A 15,591-nucleotide genomic window follows, 5' to 3' on the forward strand; every position below is an offset into this window, starting at 1 on the left:
TTATTTTTATGATATTGGTCAGGATTTACCTTTAATATGAATGACAGTTTTCAAAGACGATCTGCTCTTCATCATAAAGTGATAACTCAACTCTTCTGCCCTCAATTACAACTCTTCCAATTTCTAACTCACCTTTATCTGTACTCGTATAAATGTGGGCCTCCTGTGAATTATAAAATTCGATCCTTCCCTTCGCTAATACTTGTGTACCGAAAGGAGGCCATCCACATCTTCCTCCTGAAGACATGCCTAACTCTTTAGTGAAGCTAAACTGATTATTCTCGTAAAAAAAATTGAAAAAAGATGGCCAACATCCTACTGCCGCAGCAGAAGCACTCTTGCAAAATAGATTTTCTGGTGCCTCTTGGGCATTGGCCTTCATTCCAAATGTTGTCCCTATAGACATAAGAAGAGTTAGTTTTAATATCAATAATTTCAAATACATATATTCCTCCCTTTCTGATGAAGGCAATATACAAAAGTAATCTATTGAATAAAAGTGAATGTTATTATATCTTTGGTAACTTATGGATACCAATAAAATTAGACATTTCAAATCGCTTGTACAGACCAAAAATATGAGAGAAGCCGCGCAAATTCTTGGGATATCTCATGCAGGGCTTTCAAAATCAATCAAAAGCTTGGAGCAAGAGCTTGGTGTTGATCTCATTACAAAAGACGGGCGTGGTATAAAAATCACACAGGCGGGATTGCGAATTGCCCAAGAGATAGATCGACTATTACTAGAGGAAGAAAGGCTTTTACAACTGGCCAATCAAGAACAAATTAAAGTTGAAACAATTTGTCGAATTGGTACCTTTGAAGTTTTTTCTACTTACTTAGCACCAGATATCATGACTCAACTTGGTGACGATATACAAGTTGAAATTCGTGAGTTAACACCTGGAAAAATTGAAGAAGCTATTATCAATGGTAATGTTGATTACGGACTGACTTATATTCCTGTACCTCATCATCAACTTGATCATTTAAATATAGGACATGTTCAAATGGGACTATATGGCACATCAAAATTCAACAAACAATATATAAGTGATAAAGTTGATTTTGATCTTTTACCTTTTGTCGCTCCTCTTACTTCTGTAAACGACACTCCGACAAGGGCACAAGGACTTGATGGATGGCCAGATGGAAGAATCAAGCGATTTATCAAATACCGTGTTAGCTTACTAGAGACCGCCTTATCAATTTCACGCTCAAGCTTAGCTGTTGGTTATTTTCCGACTTTTCTAGTCGATCTACATAATAAGAATGTTAAAAGTGAATTTAAACTTCATGAAATAAAGATTTCTAAACTTGATTCAACTAAGCAACCAATATATCTTGTAAAAAGAAAAGAAGATCAGGAAAATAGAATTACAAAAGTACTTGGTAAAGTACTACGAAAACTTAAATAGAGTAACTTGAATCAAGAATGACAAGAGGGATAATGAAAAAATTAGTTTTCTTCGTACCAAAAGCAAATGCTGAAATGGTTAAGAATGCAGTATTTGATGCTGGCGCAGGGACAATTGGAAATTACGATCGCTGCTCTTTTGAGGTTGAAGGTATTGGACAATTTAGGCCAAATCAAAACGCCACCCCACATATAGGAAGAGGTGGAGAGCTAGAAAAAGTTGTAGAATTAAAAGTTGAAACAATTTGTCCTGATAATAAAGTAGATGAAGTAATCGAGGCATTAAGAGCGGCCCACCCATACGAAGAGCCAGCAATAGATCTCTACGACCTTATTAATTTTTAATAGATAAAATCGAGGAGTATCGATGAGCACATTAAGTGAAAAAAGCTGTATTCCATGTCAAGGCGGAGTTCCACCTCTCCCACTTGATGAAAAGCTACAACTAAAAGACCAGATTGATCCACGTTGGAGCTTTACAAATGATAAGAAGCGCTTGTGTCTTGATCTAACATGTGAAAAGTTTGAGCAACCAATGGCCATTGCAAATGAAATAGCAAAGGTTGCGGATGAGCAGTGGCATCATCCTGATCTGTATATAAGTTTTGGAAAACTAAGAGTCGACTTATGGACACATAAGATAGATGATCTCGTGGAAAGTGACTTCATATTTGCGAGTAAAATCGATAAGATCCTAAAGTCACATAAGCTTTAAAATAATATTGTATACGAATGGTATAACTTCAATAGCAATAAGAACAATGATGACAATTTCCATCAAATGACTTTTATGGTTATTTACTTCTGCCATATACATTTGTGAAACATCAAGTAAGTTTTTTAGTTTTTGATCCACAAGAGATTGCCATTGTTCTACTTGTAAACGCTTCAAACAAATACGAAATAAGCGTGCATAGTAAATATCTCCAATAACCTTAACGGAATTCTCAATTCGATCGACAAGTTCACTTGTTTCAAAATATAACTGACTTGCATCCTTAGCTAAGACAGAAATTTTACTAAAGACAGAAGGATTTTTTTCCACGACTTGGCGATATAAACCTGAAAGCTTCTTATCAAGAAGATCATCAAAGTAGCGAAGTTCTAGGAGCTGTATATTTGCAAATTCAATAACATCACAAATATCATGTCCATCAACTTCAGAATAAACGAACGCATTATCCCAATCGATTGCCACTAGATCATCCGGTCCATACGATATCGTACAATCGATAACCGGAGCGAGCATGGCCGGACTAAGCTTTACGTTCTTTTCCATTGCTAATAACTGATAAACAAAAGAGTCTTCTAGCCAATAATCCTTATTATGATATTTTGGAGAAGTAACGAAAATACTATACTCTTCACTTTGTTCCCAAGTCTTAGGCTTAATAAGAGAATCCCCTAACGACTCCACAAAGAAGTTGATTCGTTCTCGACAGAAGTTCTCTACAGAGTCTCCCTGAGACCAATTCTCTACCCATTCAATAAGCTCCTTCTTCTCAACAAAGAAAGGACATTCGATATCAACAGAAAAAGAAAGCGCACCATAACTCCAAAGTTTAACAGTTACAGCAACTTTCATATTTTCGATTGAATGATCTCCTAAGAAAACCACCAAAGGAGGATCTTGAAATAGCATATTTTTAGAAGGTCTATTTAAGCTAAACTTTTTTAAGATAGTAAGGCTTTTGAGCTTTTCATAAGCTTTGTCTAATTTGACTTCGTGAGCGATATCAAAAATTCGATATACTTTTAGGACACCCATTTTCTTATTCATAAGTCACCAATACCTAATTTATGGAAATAGTGAAATAACACATTTCAACTGTCCACTTCCATATTTTGCCATTTTTTCAAACTCATCAATACCTACAGGGATGTTTATATTATCGACCTTATCTTGATTATCTTTCAAATCAGGATCATTAAAATAAATAAACTCGTCATCAATATTAGTTATGACAATCCAATGCGGAACTTTCGTCTCCGTCAATCGATAGGCACTAATTAAAACTAAGGCCAATCCTCCGCCTTCTATTATCTCACGGATTTTGCTGATGCCATAATTTTTAAAGTGAGTTTTTACACCTACTTCCTTGAGTTTCTTTTCAAAATTACTTTGAACTAGCTCAATCACCTGTTTTTTCTTCTTATCTCGTACTGTGTCAGTAAAAAGAGATGACTTTCTATTGATGTAAATTTCAGTTTTAAGGCCGCGATTCGCGGCTGCAAGAGCAATCCCATGAGGGCCACATCCACCATGGCCAGAAGCCATATAAATGGTTGTGGCCTCACGCCATAGATCTAACTCTAACTCTTGATTAAGCTTAATTTTTGGACGTAAAAAGCGCAGTGCCATCATCAGTGCACTCGGTCCACAAGTGAAGTCTGTCGTTTGTTGATAATAAGGGATATTTCTCTTTGCCTTGAGCGGAGCTTTACGGATCCTCTTCTCATAGCAAAGAGCATCTTGATGATCCTCATAATAGTCATGTTTTATCTTAAATTCTTTATATCCTAACTTTTCATAAAGAGAAATGGCCCCCTTATTAGTGCGTTTAACCTCAAGGCGCAAATATGAACATGAGTGTTCCAAACCCACTTTCTCGGCCAATAACATAAGTTTTTTTGCTAGCCCCTGCCCTTGATGGGCTTTACTTATAGCAATTGAGTAAATACGTCCTAAAGAAGTCCCTCTGTGAAAAAGAACTAGGATATAGCCAGCAATTACCTTGTTAACAAGGATAACTTTTAAGGCCCCATGAGACTTGGTAATGGCGTATTTAAAATTCGTGGCGCTCAGGCGATCGCCATCAAATGACTCCTCTTCAATTGCAAGGAGTGCGTTCAGATCTTCTAAGGTTGCATCTCTAAAAATATGCATAAAAAACTCTCGCTTTTTTTTAATAATTTATATTATTCTTGTGTAAAAAAATATCTTTATTTTTATGTGGAGATAAAAAAAGATGGAAAAACTTGTTGTCATCGTTGACCGTCTAAAAGATTGGCAACCCTACTTCCCAACTGACCAGGTCATTACGGCCAAGGACTACTTATCAAAAGAAGAGTACCAACAACTTAAAAACTTAAGAGTTTTAAACCTTTGTAACTCTTCCAAGTACTTATCTCTTGGTTACTATACTTCCCTTATTGCCGAGGCACGAGGCCATAAGGTTATGCCAACGGTAAAGACTATTAATGATCTTTGTAAGAAGAAGCACTACACTTATGATCTCGACGAACTACAAAGTTTGGCACAAGAGGTGGCAACGAAGTATATCGACAATAAAGAGGAAGTTCGCTCAATTGCTTTTCGAGTCTTCTTTGGTGAAACCAAAGAGAAGCTCTTTAGGAATATTGGTAAGGTAATTTTTAATAACTACCCTGTCCCTATTTTTGAAGTACGCTTGGCCTTTAATAAGATTTGGAAGATTAACTCAATCGTACCTGTTCATATTTCTGATCTCAGTGAAACACAAGAGACATTCTTCGCTGACCATTTAGAGAAATTTAACAATCGTATTTGGCGTCTTCCAAATGCGAAGAAGCAATACAAATATGATTTAGCAATCCTAGTGGATGATAAAGAGAAGCTTCCTCCTAGTAACCCCGAAGCAATCAAGAAGTTCATCGAGATTGGTAATAAGAATGGTCTCTATGTTGAAACAATTTCTAAGTACGACCTTGCACGAATCAACGAATTTGATGCTCTTTTTATTCGTACAACAACATCTCTAGTAAATCCTACCTATGCATTTGCAAAAACTGCTGTTGATGAAGGACTTATTGTCATTGATGATCCAAATGCTATTTTGAAGTGTACGAATAAGATCTATCTACACAACCTCTTTAAGAAGAATGGCATAAATACGATTAAGAGTGAAATTGTTAGTGACTACAACGAAGCAACACTTAACCTTCTTGTTGAAACGCTGAAGTTACCGATGGTTTTAAAGATTCCAGATGGAAGTTTTTCAATTGGTGTGACAAAAGTAGAAACTAGAGAGGAATTAAAAGAAGGCCTAAAAGACTTTCTACACAAGTCAGCTCTTATTCTAGTTCAAGAGTTCCTTTATACAGATTTTGACTGGCGAATTGGAGTGATTAACAAAAAGCCTTTCTATGCTTGTAAGTACTTTATGAGTAAGGAACATTGGCAGATCTATAATCACGCAAGTGGTGAAGAAGATAGCTCAGGAGATTCGCTGTGCTTAGCGATCGAGGATGTTCCACAATATGTAATCGATACTGCGACAAAGGCCTGTGCAAAAATTGGTGATGGACTCTTTGGCGTCGATATTAAAGATGACGGGAAGAAAGCTTATGTCGTTGAGGTCAACGATAATCCAAACCTCGATTTTGGAGTTGAAGACGAATTAATTGGCGACGAGCTTTATGAAATTGTTATCAAGCATTTCATCCATAAAATTGAAGAAACTAAGAATCTTCACTAGAATCATAAGTGTGGCCTAGCCACACTTTCTTTAAAGCTTCATAAAGCGCTTCATTAATATGCATTAACTTAGCATCTGAACTTTGTCCCAAGAGATATATTTGCTTAGCAAAGTCACCTATTACTGGTGCATCGTTTGGGTCTAACTTCTTTACTTCCTCAGGATACGCTTCTTTTAAGCGCTTACATATACTCATTGTTTTGCCCCCGTTCTTGTCTCGGTAAGCAGCAACACCAAATGAGCGACAGACTGCCGGCCTTGTTGAATAATTCATACAAAAACCTTTAGTCCCATCTTCAGAGTTACGATGGTAGAATACACAAGTTTTAGAAGGAGTCCCTTCAAGTTCATCTAACAACTCTTCAACTCTCTCAATTCCCTCGTCATTAAGTAGACGGAATGCACTAGGTAACATTTCTGAAGTTGAAGCAGATATTTCCTGACTCAAGCAACATGCTCCACACCCACTAAGGCAAGGTAGTTCCTTGGTCAATTGATAGCTAGAGAAAGTCTTTGCAGACTCTTCAAAGATTGATTCGATATGCTTAGAGATCTCTTTATTTAAATTCACAAAACCTTCAACATGTAAAAACCGAAGGCCATTCTATTCATAAAAATTTAATTGGCAATAAAATTCGACATGCAAAATCGCTTCAACAAATTCAAGAGCTTAGCGTTTAGTAATTTATACAACACAACTACTCTAGATAAATTTTCTAGAGTATAAAGCATCCATGAAAATCATAATCACTACCCTATTTCTAAGTCTTACGACGTATGCAAAAGTTTTTAATGTTATGGCCCCTCTACTTGTAGGTGATCCAAATAATTTAAACTCTGATTATTCCAAATATCAAATTGAAGACTTTAAAAGACAGTTACATGAAATAAAGGCCCTGGGGGCAACAGGTGTCAGTACAGATATTTGGTGGGGATTAGTTGAAAAAAATGATAACCAATTTGATTGGCAATACTATCAGCTCTTAAGTGACTTAATTATTCAAGCAGGTCTAAAGTGGGTTCCAATTCTTTCATTCCATCAATGTGGTGGTAATGTTGGAGATACATGTAACGTCCCTATTCCAAATTGGCTTTGGAAAAAATACGGACAAGATGCCATGTCAAAATCAGAGCAAGGTAATTACTCAAAAGAATTTCTATCTGTGTGGACAACTAAAAATGCCATCGGAGAATTTTACGATGTCATGCACTCGTTTAATTATCACTTTGGTCACAAGATGAATCAAATTTATGAAATTAATATTAGCCTTGGCCCTGCAGGAGAGCTTCGTTACCCTTCTTATAACTCCCACGATTATGGCACAGGATATCCGACAAGAGGAGCAATTCAAGCCTACTCAAATCCAGCAATTGAAAGCTTTCAAAATGCAATAAAAGAAAAATATAAGAGTGTTAATGCCTTAAATAATGCGTGGGGTTTTGGATTACAAAAATTCACACAAGTTTTCCCACCAAATCCGAATTTCTTTTTTTCAAATAACGAACAGTATACTCAATATGGGAAGGATTTTTATCAGTGGTATTCTAATAGCTTAAAACAGCATGGAAAGCGCATACTATCTGCGGCCATTGACGTCTTTAGAATGCACTCACATATTCAACTAGGTTTTAAAGTACCAGGAATCCACTGGCGTGTGGCACCTGGAGGGGATCGCCTAGCAGAGTTAAACGCAGGCTTAATCTCTACAGATAATGATATTTATAGCGATAATACGGGTCATGGCTATAACCGTATCATTGGTCTTGTTAACGAACTTAAGGCCGAGAAGAGTTTTTACAATATCAACTTTCACTTCACTTGCTTGGAGATGGATAATTTTGATGGAGCGACACATGCCCAAAGTTATGCTAAGGCCCTTGTGTTTTGGGTTGCTCAAGAAGCAAGTCGACAAGGAGTAAGGATTCTCGGGGAGAATGCATTGGCAGGAACTTTATACTCGCAAAGAGCATGGGATAATATCGCCGATGCCCTTTACTTTGGAAATTATGATGGTGTTACATTTCTTAGAATGGGAACAATTTTAAGCAGTGGACTAGCAAGAGACAACTTCTATCGCCTTACTCATCCACACTAACTTTTTTAAGTAGAAAGTCTGCTCTATCGTCCAAGGCATTGTAATTTTCGCTTGAAAGCTTCCCTCCAGAAAGAGAAAGCTTTCTTACACTATCTCCGATCACAAAGTCATGATAGTAATTATTTAAATAGATCACATTTGAGCTTACACCTAAAACCATTTGATCTCGCCTTGTAATACGCATAGACTGATCTATTGTTACCTCTTCTAAGTTAGAAAAGAATCTTAAGAAATAATAATTTCCAACAATCCTCCATTTTCCTTGAATAAATTCCGCCTTACTACTAGGCTTCTCCGAATATGAAATTGTTTTAGAGAACCAAGCATTCATCGAATCACATTTAAAATTACCGATAACTCGAGAGGCATACGTATAAAGTCCCTGCCAACGAGCAATGCTTAAAGAGCTTAAATTGTCACATTCTAATTCAGATGAGTTTTCTCTTTCATTTTGTGCAAACTCAAATGGATGATAATCAAAATCAGAAGGGTTATATTCTGTTTTATTAATTACACTTTCAATCCATGCCTTATAGTCTGGTAAGAATGTATACATCCCCTTTCCTGAAGAGCAATCGAGATCCTCAACACCATCAAAAGCTGCTTTAGCATACCCTTGAGTCGCCCCAACTAAGTAAGTTTTATCATCAATCATAACCGTGGCAGGACCACCAGAGTCACCACGACAAGCTCCGTTGTCGTCTTCATAAAGTAGAATTGAACGCTCTAGAAGATTGCGCCTTATATCCATTGCTCTTACTTCAACCTTCTTGGCCCTACCAACAACTCCATTAGCATCTTGACCAAAGCCAGTAAGCTTAATCTTTCTATTTAAAACCTTATCACTTTCCAAAGGATCAAGAATTTCTATAACTTCAGCACTCTGTGGAGCTTCTTCTTCCAATTCAAGAATAGCGATATCAAAGTTATGCCCAAAGTCTCCTCTTACTGATTCGAGGTTATGCATTCTTAGCAAAGTATCCTGTGCCAAGTGGACTTCTTTGATATTAATAAATTTAGTACTGGTAGAAACAAAGGCAACTTGCATATTCTTAAAAGAAGAGCCAATCAAACAATGGGCAGCAGTAATAATGTGATTCTTGGAAATGAGGCTTCCAGTACAAAATGACTTAGCCAGATCATTTTCTTTAGTTATAGCAACCGTATATTTGAGTTCCTCTGCTTGAATCGCTAGGGACTCTCCACCAATAATGGCATTCGCTTGTGTTTTAACTTCCATCGCTCTTTGGGAACAAGAAGTAAGTGAAATTAACAGGGCAATACATAAAGGAATATTTCTCATGTAAAGAATGTAGCAAAAGAGAGCACTCGTAAGTAAAACTTCGTAAAATCCAGATAGTAATTATATGTAAAACTCTTGGCCAGTTATCGTATTTTCAGCAAGTTAGACACTCACCGAAGCAAGTAAATCTTATCTGGCACCTATTCATAACTACTTTATTTTATTACAAAGCATTATGACAAAAATAAAACTTCTACTCCTAGCACTTCTACAATTATCGATCTATGCCATATCCTTTGAAGGTAAGGTCCTCTATATCCATGATGGCGACACCATGACTGTTTATAGTGACTTCCTTGGCAAGAAAAAGAATATCCGCATGCTAGGAATTGATACTCCTGAAGTAGACTTTAATGGTAATACTCAAGGACAAATATCTCTTGATGCTAGAGACTTTCTAAGAATTCTTGTGCCAATTGGAAGTATGGTAACAATTGATCTTGGAAGAGATGGGGATCTTAATACTCGCCGTCTACTTGGAACAGTCTTGTATAAAGGTCAGGACATAAATTATGAGATGCTAAAATCGGGGCTAGCAGTTCCTTATTTTATCGAACCTTTTGATAAAGAAATCATGTACAAATATATGGAAATTTCTGAAAGAGTCTTTCTCGAAGAAATTGGTCTTTATGCACTAGACGTTCAGCTTCCTTACGAGTTTCGCATGAGTGTTCAAAATCGAGTTGGAACAAATTACGTTGGTGACCTTAAGACGAAAATCCTTTATTCACCTGAAGATGGCCATCTTGTACCACCTTATCGCAGACTCTTCATCCGTTCTTTTGAAAGAGCGATGCAACTGGGCTACAAATTATTTACAAATTAATTATTCACAAACGTGCCTAACAATTTCGCTTACACCATCACCTGATTCAACTTCAGTTGTGTAGATAAATTCGTTATCCTTTGGCCCGTATGCGATAGCCTCCTGTTGAGGAAGCTCTTTTGTTCTAACAATTCTAAAGTCAGTCTTTGCTTCTAATTTTCTTGAATTAAATTCCGCTAACGAATTAAATTCAATATTAAATTCGAAAACTGCCCCATAAGTTAGAACAAGTAGAGTTTTCCCATCTTTAGAGATGTCCATTGCTGTCGCAATCCTTCCCCAAAGATTGTAGTTATACAAATGAAATGGAAGATCAATAATTGCAACTTCCTTTAATTCCATTTTTTCTTCTTTCTTTACACCTTCTTGGATTTTTTCTTTTTCGATTTTGAATAGCTTCGCTGGCATTGCACGACGATTTTCTTCATCGACAATTTTAGTTAAAATATAAATATCACCACTTGGATGAACAACCATACTTTCAGCATCGTACTTTTCTTTATTTGGATAAACTAATCTCAAAACAAATTCAGGATCAATCTCTTTGGTATCATCTTTAAGCTTTGCTTCATTAAGAGCTACGACAGAAAGGAACTTTCTCTTCTTCTTATTGTCTCCAATGTCGGCGATGTAAACACACTTTTGCTCACCACATGGACCCAGAGACATATCTTCCATATCATACGGTCGGAAATTATTGATTTTAACTTTCTTTGTATTCTTCCCTGTGAGAGTTGTCCAAAAAATCTCAGGGCCTGATCCTGAATCATTTAAGTTATACATTCGATCATCATAAATCTGAGAGATTGCAATTCCAGATGTCTCATTTAAAACAGTATTATCAAGCCTACCAATTACCTGTGGTTCAGACCATTTCTGACAAATAGCAAATGTTGAAATTGACACGAGCGCAATTGTGATTAGACGTAACATAGATCCCCCAAAATGTTGCTGGACTATTAAATCACCCGTCGTTTACTATGACAATACACATGCATGGAGAGATTAAATGCTAGACTTTAAGGCAAAACCAATAATTGCAGTTATTTACCTTCGCCCTCTACTTGGCTACCCGAGTCATCCTGGGTTAAATAAAGTCATCGACTATGCTCTAGAAGATCTTGAAGTCTTAAGAAAGTGTGGAGTTGATGCTGCCCTTTTAGAAAATGAGCATGACAGACCTTATACTGTTGAGGCTTCAAAAGAAGTCATCGCAAGCATGAGTGTTGTGGCCAACATGGTTCAAAGACAAGCAGGTAACTATCCTATAGGCTCAGAGTTTTTAATCAATGATCCAGAAGCTTCACTAGCTATTGCTAAGGCCGGCGGAAACTCATTTATTCGTACAGACTACTTTGTCGATCACATGGCACGAGAAGAATACGGTGGTGAGATGAAAATTGATCCACAAGGCTTACTTGATTATCGAAAAAAGATTGCGGCAGATGACATCCAGCTCTTAACTGATATTCAGGTTAAGTATGCGACGATGTTAGAAGAGAAGTCTCTTGCCCAATCAGCTCGAGAAGCTTATGAATACAAGAGTGCTGCCGCCGTAGTATCTGGGCGCGAAACAGGAATTGCTCCTAGTGTTTCAGAAATTATGGAGGCAAAAGAAGGCGCACCAGATCTTCCAATCATTATTGGTTCTGGCCTTTCTCATAACAATCTAGATGAACTCTATCCTGCTCTTGACGGCGCTATCGTTGGAAGCGCGCTTATGACAGACACTCGTATGGATTATGAAAAGATTGCACCATTTATGGATATCGTAAGAAGGCTTAGACAATAATGTATACCTTCATTGGTGATGCTGGATTTGATGTATATTCAACATCAAATGAAAAATTTCTTGGAGGCTGTTCCTTAAATGTAGCAACCCACTTTAAGAGAAACTCAAATTTTAGAGCAAGCCTTATTTATCCTGCTGCAAGTGATGGTCAAGAGATCATCAGTCATTGCCAAAAAGAAGACATCCAAACTCATCCACTTGAACGAAGTGGTAAGACACCAATTCAGTTTATCGAAACCCTTGAAAGTGGAGAAAAGAATTTTACAGAATACCAATCAGGCGTAATTGAAGATTTTGCATTAACAACACAAGAAAGGCATATGATATCTGCCCTCGAAGGCTACATCATTTGTCCATTATATACTCAGATCCTTCCATTTATTGATCAACTTATTGCTTGTTCACCTAAAGCGAAATTCATTTTCGATTTCCACGATGCGAGTGAAATTGATATTGAAAAATATCTAAAACATGCAAGTCTCGCTCAGTTCGGCTTAGTTAATGGCCATCCTCTCGAAGACTTTCTCTATGACTATGTAAAGAGTCACGAGATTGAAATTTTGATAACAAGAGGAAAAGATACGATTAGCAAGTTATCAAAAAAACAAATTGAAAACTACAACCCAATCCCATTAGAAACAGTGGTCGACTCGACCGGAGCTGGCGACGCATTCCTAGGCGCATACCTCGCCCTCAACAATATCGAAAAAGCATCTCAATATGCAAAATCTATTTTATCTGTGAGGGGCGCGGGTACCAATCGAGAATTCAAAGACTTATAGTTGAAAATTAACCAATCCAAATACAAGTGCCTAACTACTTATTAGTGGAAATCTTCATTTGTACCCGCGCCCCATTTTAAAAAATATTAATATCAAAATGAAAATAAAGTGCGCAATATCGGTGTAAGACTTATTACCTCTAAAAACAAGTGAGGTAAAAATGAATCAATTACTAATTAATTTTAAAGAATCAAAAACATTAAATGAATTAACAGAAATTCTAGATAGTGGATGGCAAATATATAAATCTAATGCATTGTTATACAGCAGCTTCACATTAGGTTTTTCATTATTACTATGGGCACTTTCAATTATCCCATTTGCCTCCGGTTTACTAACACCATTTTTTTTAGCATCGTTTTACACAGCAATCATCAAATCAGAAACGAAAAAAGAAATTACAATTTATGATTTCTTTGCAATTCCTAAAGAAAAATTCAATCTAATTTTTATTAGCGGCTCCTTGTCATCATTGATTACATTCTTTGGTTTTATTCTCTTTATCCTTCCAGGACTTTACTTTTTCGCTTCTTATCTTTTTGTTATGCCTTTAACTCTAGAGAAACAAAATGATAAGTCTAGTGCATGGGAGATATTAGAAGAAAGTAGAAAAATATTTACAAACAATTATAAAATCATAACAGCAGCTGTATTTGTTTACATTGCTCTAGCACTACTTGGAGCACTAGCACTCGGTCTAGGACTTTTTATCACAATACCTTTAATAACTTGTATCAATTATCAACTTTATAAAAAAATTAAGTAACAACTTATGGCGCTTAATGCGCCATTTTTTTTTAGCGAGGTAATAATGCCTAAGAAAAAATTAATCCGACAAGGAGAATTCCCCTACCACGTTACAACTCGTAACAATAACAAAGACTGGTTTAGCATACCTATGCATGAAGTTTGGGATATTTGTAAAGAGTCCCTAATTTATGCTCTAGAGAAAGAAAAAGTCGAAATAAACTGTTTTGTTCTTATGTCAAATCACTATCATTTACTTCTGACTACTCCTGATGAAAATATCGATCGTTTTATGATGCATTTCAATTGGAGAATTAGTTATTTAATTTCTAAAAAGACAGATAGAATTAATCACAAATTTAGCAATCGCTATAAATGGTCAATCGTGGCAAATCAAAGTTATCTCTATAATGTTTATCGCTATATTTACCAAAATCCGATACGTGCAGGAATCTCTGAAGCTTGCATTGATTATCCTTACACATCACTACATTTTACTAGTTTTGAAGCACAGCTATTTAAATATCGGCCTCATATAAATTATACTGGAGCTAAACAACTTATAGAAAGGAAGTACGATACTGACTTTGATAATTGTATCAGGAATTCCTTAAAGAAAAGCTACTTTACTCCAAAACAGAATATATCTGCACTTTATCTAAAAAGATTAAAAGGCATTAAGATTGGAATGTAACAAGTGGAAATCTCGATTGGTACCCGCGCCCCTTTTTAGGAGGCATAAAGAGGCTTAAGTTTTATTTCACCTTTTTCGAATGCTATCTCATGAATTGAAGAAATAAATCGTCGCTCACTTCCTGATTCCTTTTCTTGAAAGATGATATATTTGAAAACCTCAGAAACTACCAAAGCAGCTTCTTCTAAGTTATATCCATATGAAGAAACAACAGACTGTCTGATCAAACGATCAATTACATTAACAGGACCACTACCTCCAGCACAAGCAACTCCAACAGAATTATTTCTAACAAGATCAATATATGGATAACTCAATCTTTCATCTAAGTAACTAAGTGTAATGTAGTCACCTCTAGATTCTTCCGCTGCACTCATGACCTCGGTAATAGAATCAGCATCTTTTCCACGTGGCATAAGTCTTGTGACTAAATTTCGATAAAAAACTATCGATGGCGTTGTTTCGATAGAAACGAGTGTCTTCTCTTTTGGTAAGAGATTTAGAATCGTATTATAAAGAGTTGTCTTGCCTGAACCAAAGTCTCCTGCACAAAGAATACCTTTATTTGATCCAACAATTTCTGTAATAATATCTTTTCCTTTTTCTGTAAGCGCATTTAAAGAGACATAATCCTCAAGAGATAAAATTTTCTTAGGAAGTTTTGTTAATTTAAGCGAAGGGCCTTTAATCGATATCGGAGAAAGAACAACTGAAACAGTTAGAACTTCTGTTATATATCTAGAGAAGGACACTTGATCTTTAGTTATACTAAAACGATCTTTAAGTGCGTTGATGACACTTTCATACTCGTCTTTACTATTGAAGCATTGTACAGGGTGCCAGCTATCATTTTTTTTAACTGATACATCGTGATAAGCACCAATGCTAACTTCATCAATAGATTCGTCACATACTAATTTATATAAATTTCCAAGTACTGCTTCTAATTGATCGTTCATCTTCTCTCCTACAGTTAATATCTACTGTAAGCTTATTTGTTATCTTAAAATAAATCACCTAGGGACTTCCCTAGGAGGCTACTAACCACCTGAATTTAAGTGCATTAGTGACGGCCTCTGTACGCTTACTTGCTTGAGTCTTTTTGAAAATAGAGCTCATATGGTATTCAATAGTCTTTTCAGATATAGAAAGAGCATTGGCGATCTCTTTATTCGTGTAACCAAGAGAGACCAAATCTAGTACTTCAGCTTCTCTTGCAGTCAAAGGATTATCAGATGAAATCGCCGATTGATCGACTGATTTTGTTAAAGACTCCAGGGTTTTAGCGACTCGATTAAGGCACAGTGATTGGTTTTTACCTCGTGAGTAAAGACGACATTCTTTTGCTAAATTAAGTAATTCTGCCTCAAGGGTTTTGATGGCTACTCCCCAAATTAAACTAAATTATTAAAAACCAAAAAATCCGTAGTATTCCTATCGGTTAATATCCTTGAAATAATTAGCTTATTTGATCTTT

The 15,591-nt window shown here is 36.2% G+C and carries 18 protein-coding genes; 10 read left to right on the plus strand and 8 right to left on the minus strand.

All coding sequences use genetic code 11. The features are described 5' to 3' along the window. Positions 1 to 31 precede the first annotated feature (31 nt). Positions 32 to 445: a hypothetical protein gene (locus ACMAYS_RS04750; protein ID WP_412462838.1), complete on the minus strand. Its 414-nt coding sequence runs from the start codon at positions 443 to 445 to the stop codon at positions 32 to 34. Between the two features lie 82 nt (positions 446 to 527). Here ACMAYS_RS04750 and ACMAYS_RS04755 point away from each other — a divergent pair, with 82 nt between their 5' ends. The 3 genes from ACMAYS_RS04755 to ACMAYS_RS04765 are packed head-to-tail and all read left to right on the plus strand — an operon-like array spanning position 528 to position 2,132. Beyond that, the gene (locus tag ACMAYS_RS04755) at positions 528 to 1,418 is read left to right on the plus strand and encodes a LysR family transcriptional regulator (protein ID WP_103216664.1); all 891 of its coding nucleotides are present in this window, start codon (positions 528 to 530) and stop codon (positions 1,416 to 1,418) included. Between the two features lie 32 nt (positions 1,419 to 1,450). Then, complete coding sequence (locus ACMAYS_RS04760; RefSeq protein WP_412462839.1) at positions 1,451 to 1,762, plus strand: NGG1p interacting factor NIF3; 312 nt, start codon at positions 1,451 to 1,453, stop codon at positions 1,760 to 1,762. A 22-nt stretch (positions 1,763 to 1,784) separates the two neighbouring features. Beyond that, positions 1,785 to 2,132 carry a 4a-hydroxytetrahydrobiopterin dehydratase gene (locus ACMAYS_RS04765; RefSeq protein ID WP_412462840.1) on the plus strand — a complete coding sequence of 116 codons (348 nt, stop codon included), beginning with the start codon at positions 1,785 to 1,787 and terminating at the stop codon, positions 2,130 to 2,132. Here ACMAYS_RS04765 and ACMAYS_RS04770 read toward each other — a convergent pair. Together ACMAYS_RS04770 and ACMAYS_RS04775 are read right to left on the minus strand one after the other, a co-directional pair. Then, positions 2,118 to 3,197 carry a hypothetical protein gene (locus ACMAYS_RS04770; RefSeq protein WP_103216661.1) on the minus strand — a complete coding sequence of 360 codons (1,080 nt, stop codon included), beginning with the start codon at positions 3,195 to 3,197 and terminating at the stop codon, positions 2,118 to 2,120. The genes ACMAYS_RS04765 and ACMAYS_RS04770 overlap by 15 nt on opposite strands. Before the next feature lie 18 nt (positions 3,198 to 3,215). Then, the gene (locus tag ACMAYS_RS04775) at positions 3,216 to 4,304 is read right to left on the minus strand and encodes a GNAT family N-acetyltransferase/peptidase C39 family protein (RefSeq protein ID WP_412462841.1); all 1,089 of its coding nucleotides are present in this window, start codon (positions 4,302 to 4,304) and stop codon (positions 3,216 to 3,218) included. A gap of 82 nt (positions 4,305 to 4,386) precedes the next feature. On the opposite strand from ACMAYS_RS04775, the gene ACMAYS_RS04780 reads away from it, so the two are divergent. Next, a complete protein-coding gene (locus ACMAYS_RS04780) occupies positions 4,387 to 5,874 on the plus strand; it encodes a RimK family protein (protein ID WP_412462842.1) in 1,488 nt (495 codons plus the stop codon). Here ACMAYS_RS04780 and ACMAYS_RS04785 read toward each other — a convergent pair. Further along, positions 5,858 to 6,445 (minus strand): YkgJ family cysteine cluster protein, encoded by a 588-nt coding sequence (locus ACMAYS_RS04785; protein WP_412462843.1) that lies wholly within the window; start codon positions 6,443 to 6,445, stop codon positions 5,858 to 5,860. The two genes, ACMAYS_RS04780 and ACMAYS_RS04785, sit on opposite strands and share 17 nt — an antisense overlap. A 163-nt stretch (positions 6,446 to 6,608) precedes the next feature. Here ACMAYS_RS04785 and ACMAYS_RS04790 point away from each other — a divergent pair, with 163 nt between their 5' ends. Continuing rightward, positions 6,609 to 7,970 (plus strand): family 14 glycosylhydrolase, encoded by a 1,362-nt coding sequence (locus ACMAYS_RS04790; protein WP_412462844.1) that lies wholly within the window; start codon positions 6,609 to 6,611, stop codon positions 7,968 to 7,970. On the opposite strand, the gene ACMAYS_RS04795 is transcribed toward ACMAYS_RS04790, so the two are convergent. Beyond that, positions 7,954 to 9,273, minus strand: coding sequence for a S1 family peptidase (locus ACMAYS_RS04795; RefSeq protein ID WP_412462845.1), 1,320 nt, complete (start codon positions 9,271 to 9,273; stop codon positions 7,954 to 7,956). The two genes, ACMAYS_RS04790 and ACMAYS_RS04795, sit on opposite strands and share 17 nt — an antisense overlap. A gap of 175 nt (positions 9,274 to 9,448) precedes the next feature. Between ACMAYS_RS04795 and ACMAYS_RS04800 the strand changes: the two genes are divergently transcribed. After that, a complete protein-coding gene (locus ACMAYS_RS04800; RefSeq protein WP_412462846.1) occupies positions 9,449 to 10,099 on the plus strand; it encodes a thermonuclease family protein in 651 nt (216 codons plus the stop codon). Here the strand turns inward: ACMAYS_RS04800 and ACMAYS_RS04805 are convergent, their stop codons facing one another. Continuing rightward, entirely contained in the window at positions 10,100 to 11,032 is a 933-nt protein-coding gene (locus ACMAYS_RS04805; RefSeq protein WP_412462847.1) for a hypothetical protein, read from the minus strand. A 76-nt stretch (positions 11,033 to 11,108) separates the two neighbouring features. Between ACMAYS_RS04805 and ACMAYS_RS04810 the strand changes: the two genes are divergently transcribed. From ACMAYS_RS04810 to ACMAYS_RS04825, 4 genes are all read left to right on the plus strand, one after another. After that, positions 11,109 to 11,891: a BtpA/SgcQ family protein gene (locus tag ACMAYS_RS04810; protein ID WP_412462848.1), complete on the plus strand. Its 783-nt coding sequence runs from the start codon at positions 11,109 to 11,111 to the stop codon at positions 11,889 to 11,891. Then, positions 11,891 to 12,673: a PfkB family carbohydrate kinase gene (locus ACMAYS_RS04815; RefSeq protein ID WP_392991241.1), complete on the plus strand. Its 783-nt coding sequence runs from the start codon at positions 11,891 to 11,893 to the stop codon at positions 12,671 to 12,673. The genes ACMAYS_RS04810 and ACMAYS_RS04815 overlap by 1 nt, the downstream gene beginning before the upstream one ends. A gap of 160 nt (positions 12,674 to 12,833) precedes the next feature. Continuing rightward, a complete protein-coding gene (locus ACMAYS_RS04820; protein ID WP_412462849.1) occupies positions 12,834 to 13,439 on the plus strand; it encodes a hypothetical protein in 606 nt (201 codons plus the stop codon). Between the two features lie 45 nt (positions 13,440 to 13,484). Continuing rightward, positions 13,485 to 14,114 (plus strand): transposase, encoded by a 630-nt coding sequence (locus ACMAYS_RS04825; RefSeq protein ID WP_392991239.1) that lies wholly within the window; start codon positions 13,485 to 13,487, stop codon positions 14,112 to 14,114. A gap of 35 nt (positions 14,115 to 14,149) precedes the next feature. Here the strand turns inward: ACMAYS_RS04825 and ACMAYS_RS04830 are convergent, their stop codons facing one another. After that, on the minus strand, positions 14,150 to 15,073 hold the full coding sequence (locus ACMAYS_RS04830) for an ATPase, T2SS/T4P/T4SS family (protein ID WP_103216649.1): 924 nt from the start codon (positions 15,071 to 15,073) through the stop codon (positions 14,150 to 14,152). A gap of 70 nt (positions 15,074 to 15,143) precedes the next feature. Beyond that, entirely contained in the window at positions 15,144 to 15,338 is a 195-nt protein-coding gene (locus ACMAYS_RS04835) for a response regulator transcription factor (protein WP_392991235.1), read from the minus strand. Positions 15,339 to 15,591: the final 253 nt, after the last annotated feature.

This window comes from Halobacteriovorax sp. RT-2-6, from assembly GCF_047085025.1.
Classification (GTDB): Bacteria; Bdellovibrionota; Bacteriovoracia; order Bacteriovoracales; family Bacteriovoracaceae; genus Halobacteriovorax_A.

Excerpts from the sequence above, each read along its gene's own strand:
- ACMAYS_RS04790 (WP_412462844.1), top strand. The coding sequence starts at position 6,609 with ATGAAAATCATAATCACTACCCTATTTCTAAGTCTTACGACGTATGCA.
- ACMAYS_RS04815 (WP_392991241.1), top strand. The coding sequence starts at position 11,891 with ATGTATACCTTCATTGGTGATGCTGGATTTGATGTATATTCAACATCA.
- ACMAYS_RS04825 (WP_392991239.1), top strand. The coding sequence starts at position 13,485 with ATGCCTAAGAAAAAATTAATCCGACAAGGAGAATTCCCCTACCACGTT.
- ACMAYS_RS04755 (WP_103216664.1), top strand. The coding sequence starts at position 528 with ATGGATACCAATAAAATTAGACATTTCAAATCGCTTGTACAGACCAAA.
- ACMAYS_RS04760 (WP_412462839.1), top strand. The coding sequence starts at position 1,451 with ATGAAAAAATTAGTTTTCTTCGTACCAAAAGCAAATGCTGAAATGGTT.
- ACMAYS_RS04805 (WP_412462847.1), bottom strand. The coding sequence starts at position 11,032 with ATGTTACGTCTAATCACAATTGCGCTCGTGTCAATTTCAACATTTGCT.
- ACMAYS_RS04750 (WP_412462838.1), bottom strand. The coding sequence starts at position 445 with ATGTATTTGAAATTATTGATATTAAAACTAACTCTTCTTATGTCTATA.
- ACMAYS_RS04800 (WP_412462846.1), top strand. The coding sequence starts at position 9,449 with ATGACAAAAATAAAACTTCTACTCCTAGCACTTCTACAATTATCGATC.
- ACMAYS_RS04770 (WP_103216661.1), bottom strand. The coding sequence starts at position 3,197 with ATGAATAAGAAAATGGGTGTCCTAAAAGTATATCGAATTTTTGATATC.
- ACMAYS_RS04780 (WP_412462842.1), top strand. The coding sequence starts at position 4,387 with ATGGAAAAACTTGTTGTCATCGTTGACCGTCTAAAAGATTGGCAACCC.
- ACMAYS_RS04775 (WP_412462841.1), bottom strand. The coding sequence starts at position 4,304 with ATGCATATTTTTAGAGATGCAACCTTAGAAGATCTGAACGCACTCCTT.
- ACMAYS_RS04810 (WP_412462848.1), top strand. The coding sequence starts at position 11,109 with ATGCTAGACTTTAAGGCAAAACCAATAATTGCAGTTATTTACCTTCGC.
- ACMAYS_RS04795 (WP_412462845.1), bottom strand. The coding sequence starts at position 9,273 with ATGAGAAATATTCCTTTATGTATTGCCCTGTTAATTTCACTTACTTCT.
- ACMAYS_RS04765 (WP_412462840.1), top strand. The coding sequence starts at position 1,785 with ATGAGCACATTAAGTGAAAAAAGCTGTATTCCATGTCAAGGCGGAGTT.
- ACMAYS_RS04830 (WP_103216649.1), bottom strand. The coding sequence starts at position 15,073 with ATGAACGATCAATTAGAAGCAGTACTTGGAAATTTATATAAATTAGTA.
- ACMAYS_RS04820 (WP_412462849.1), top strand. The coding sequence starts at position 12,834 with ATGAATCAATTACTAATTAATTTTAAAGAATCAAAAACATTAAATGAA.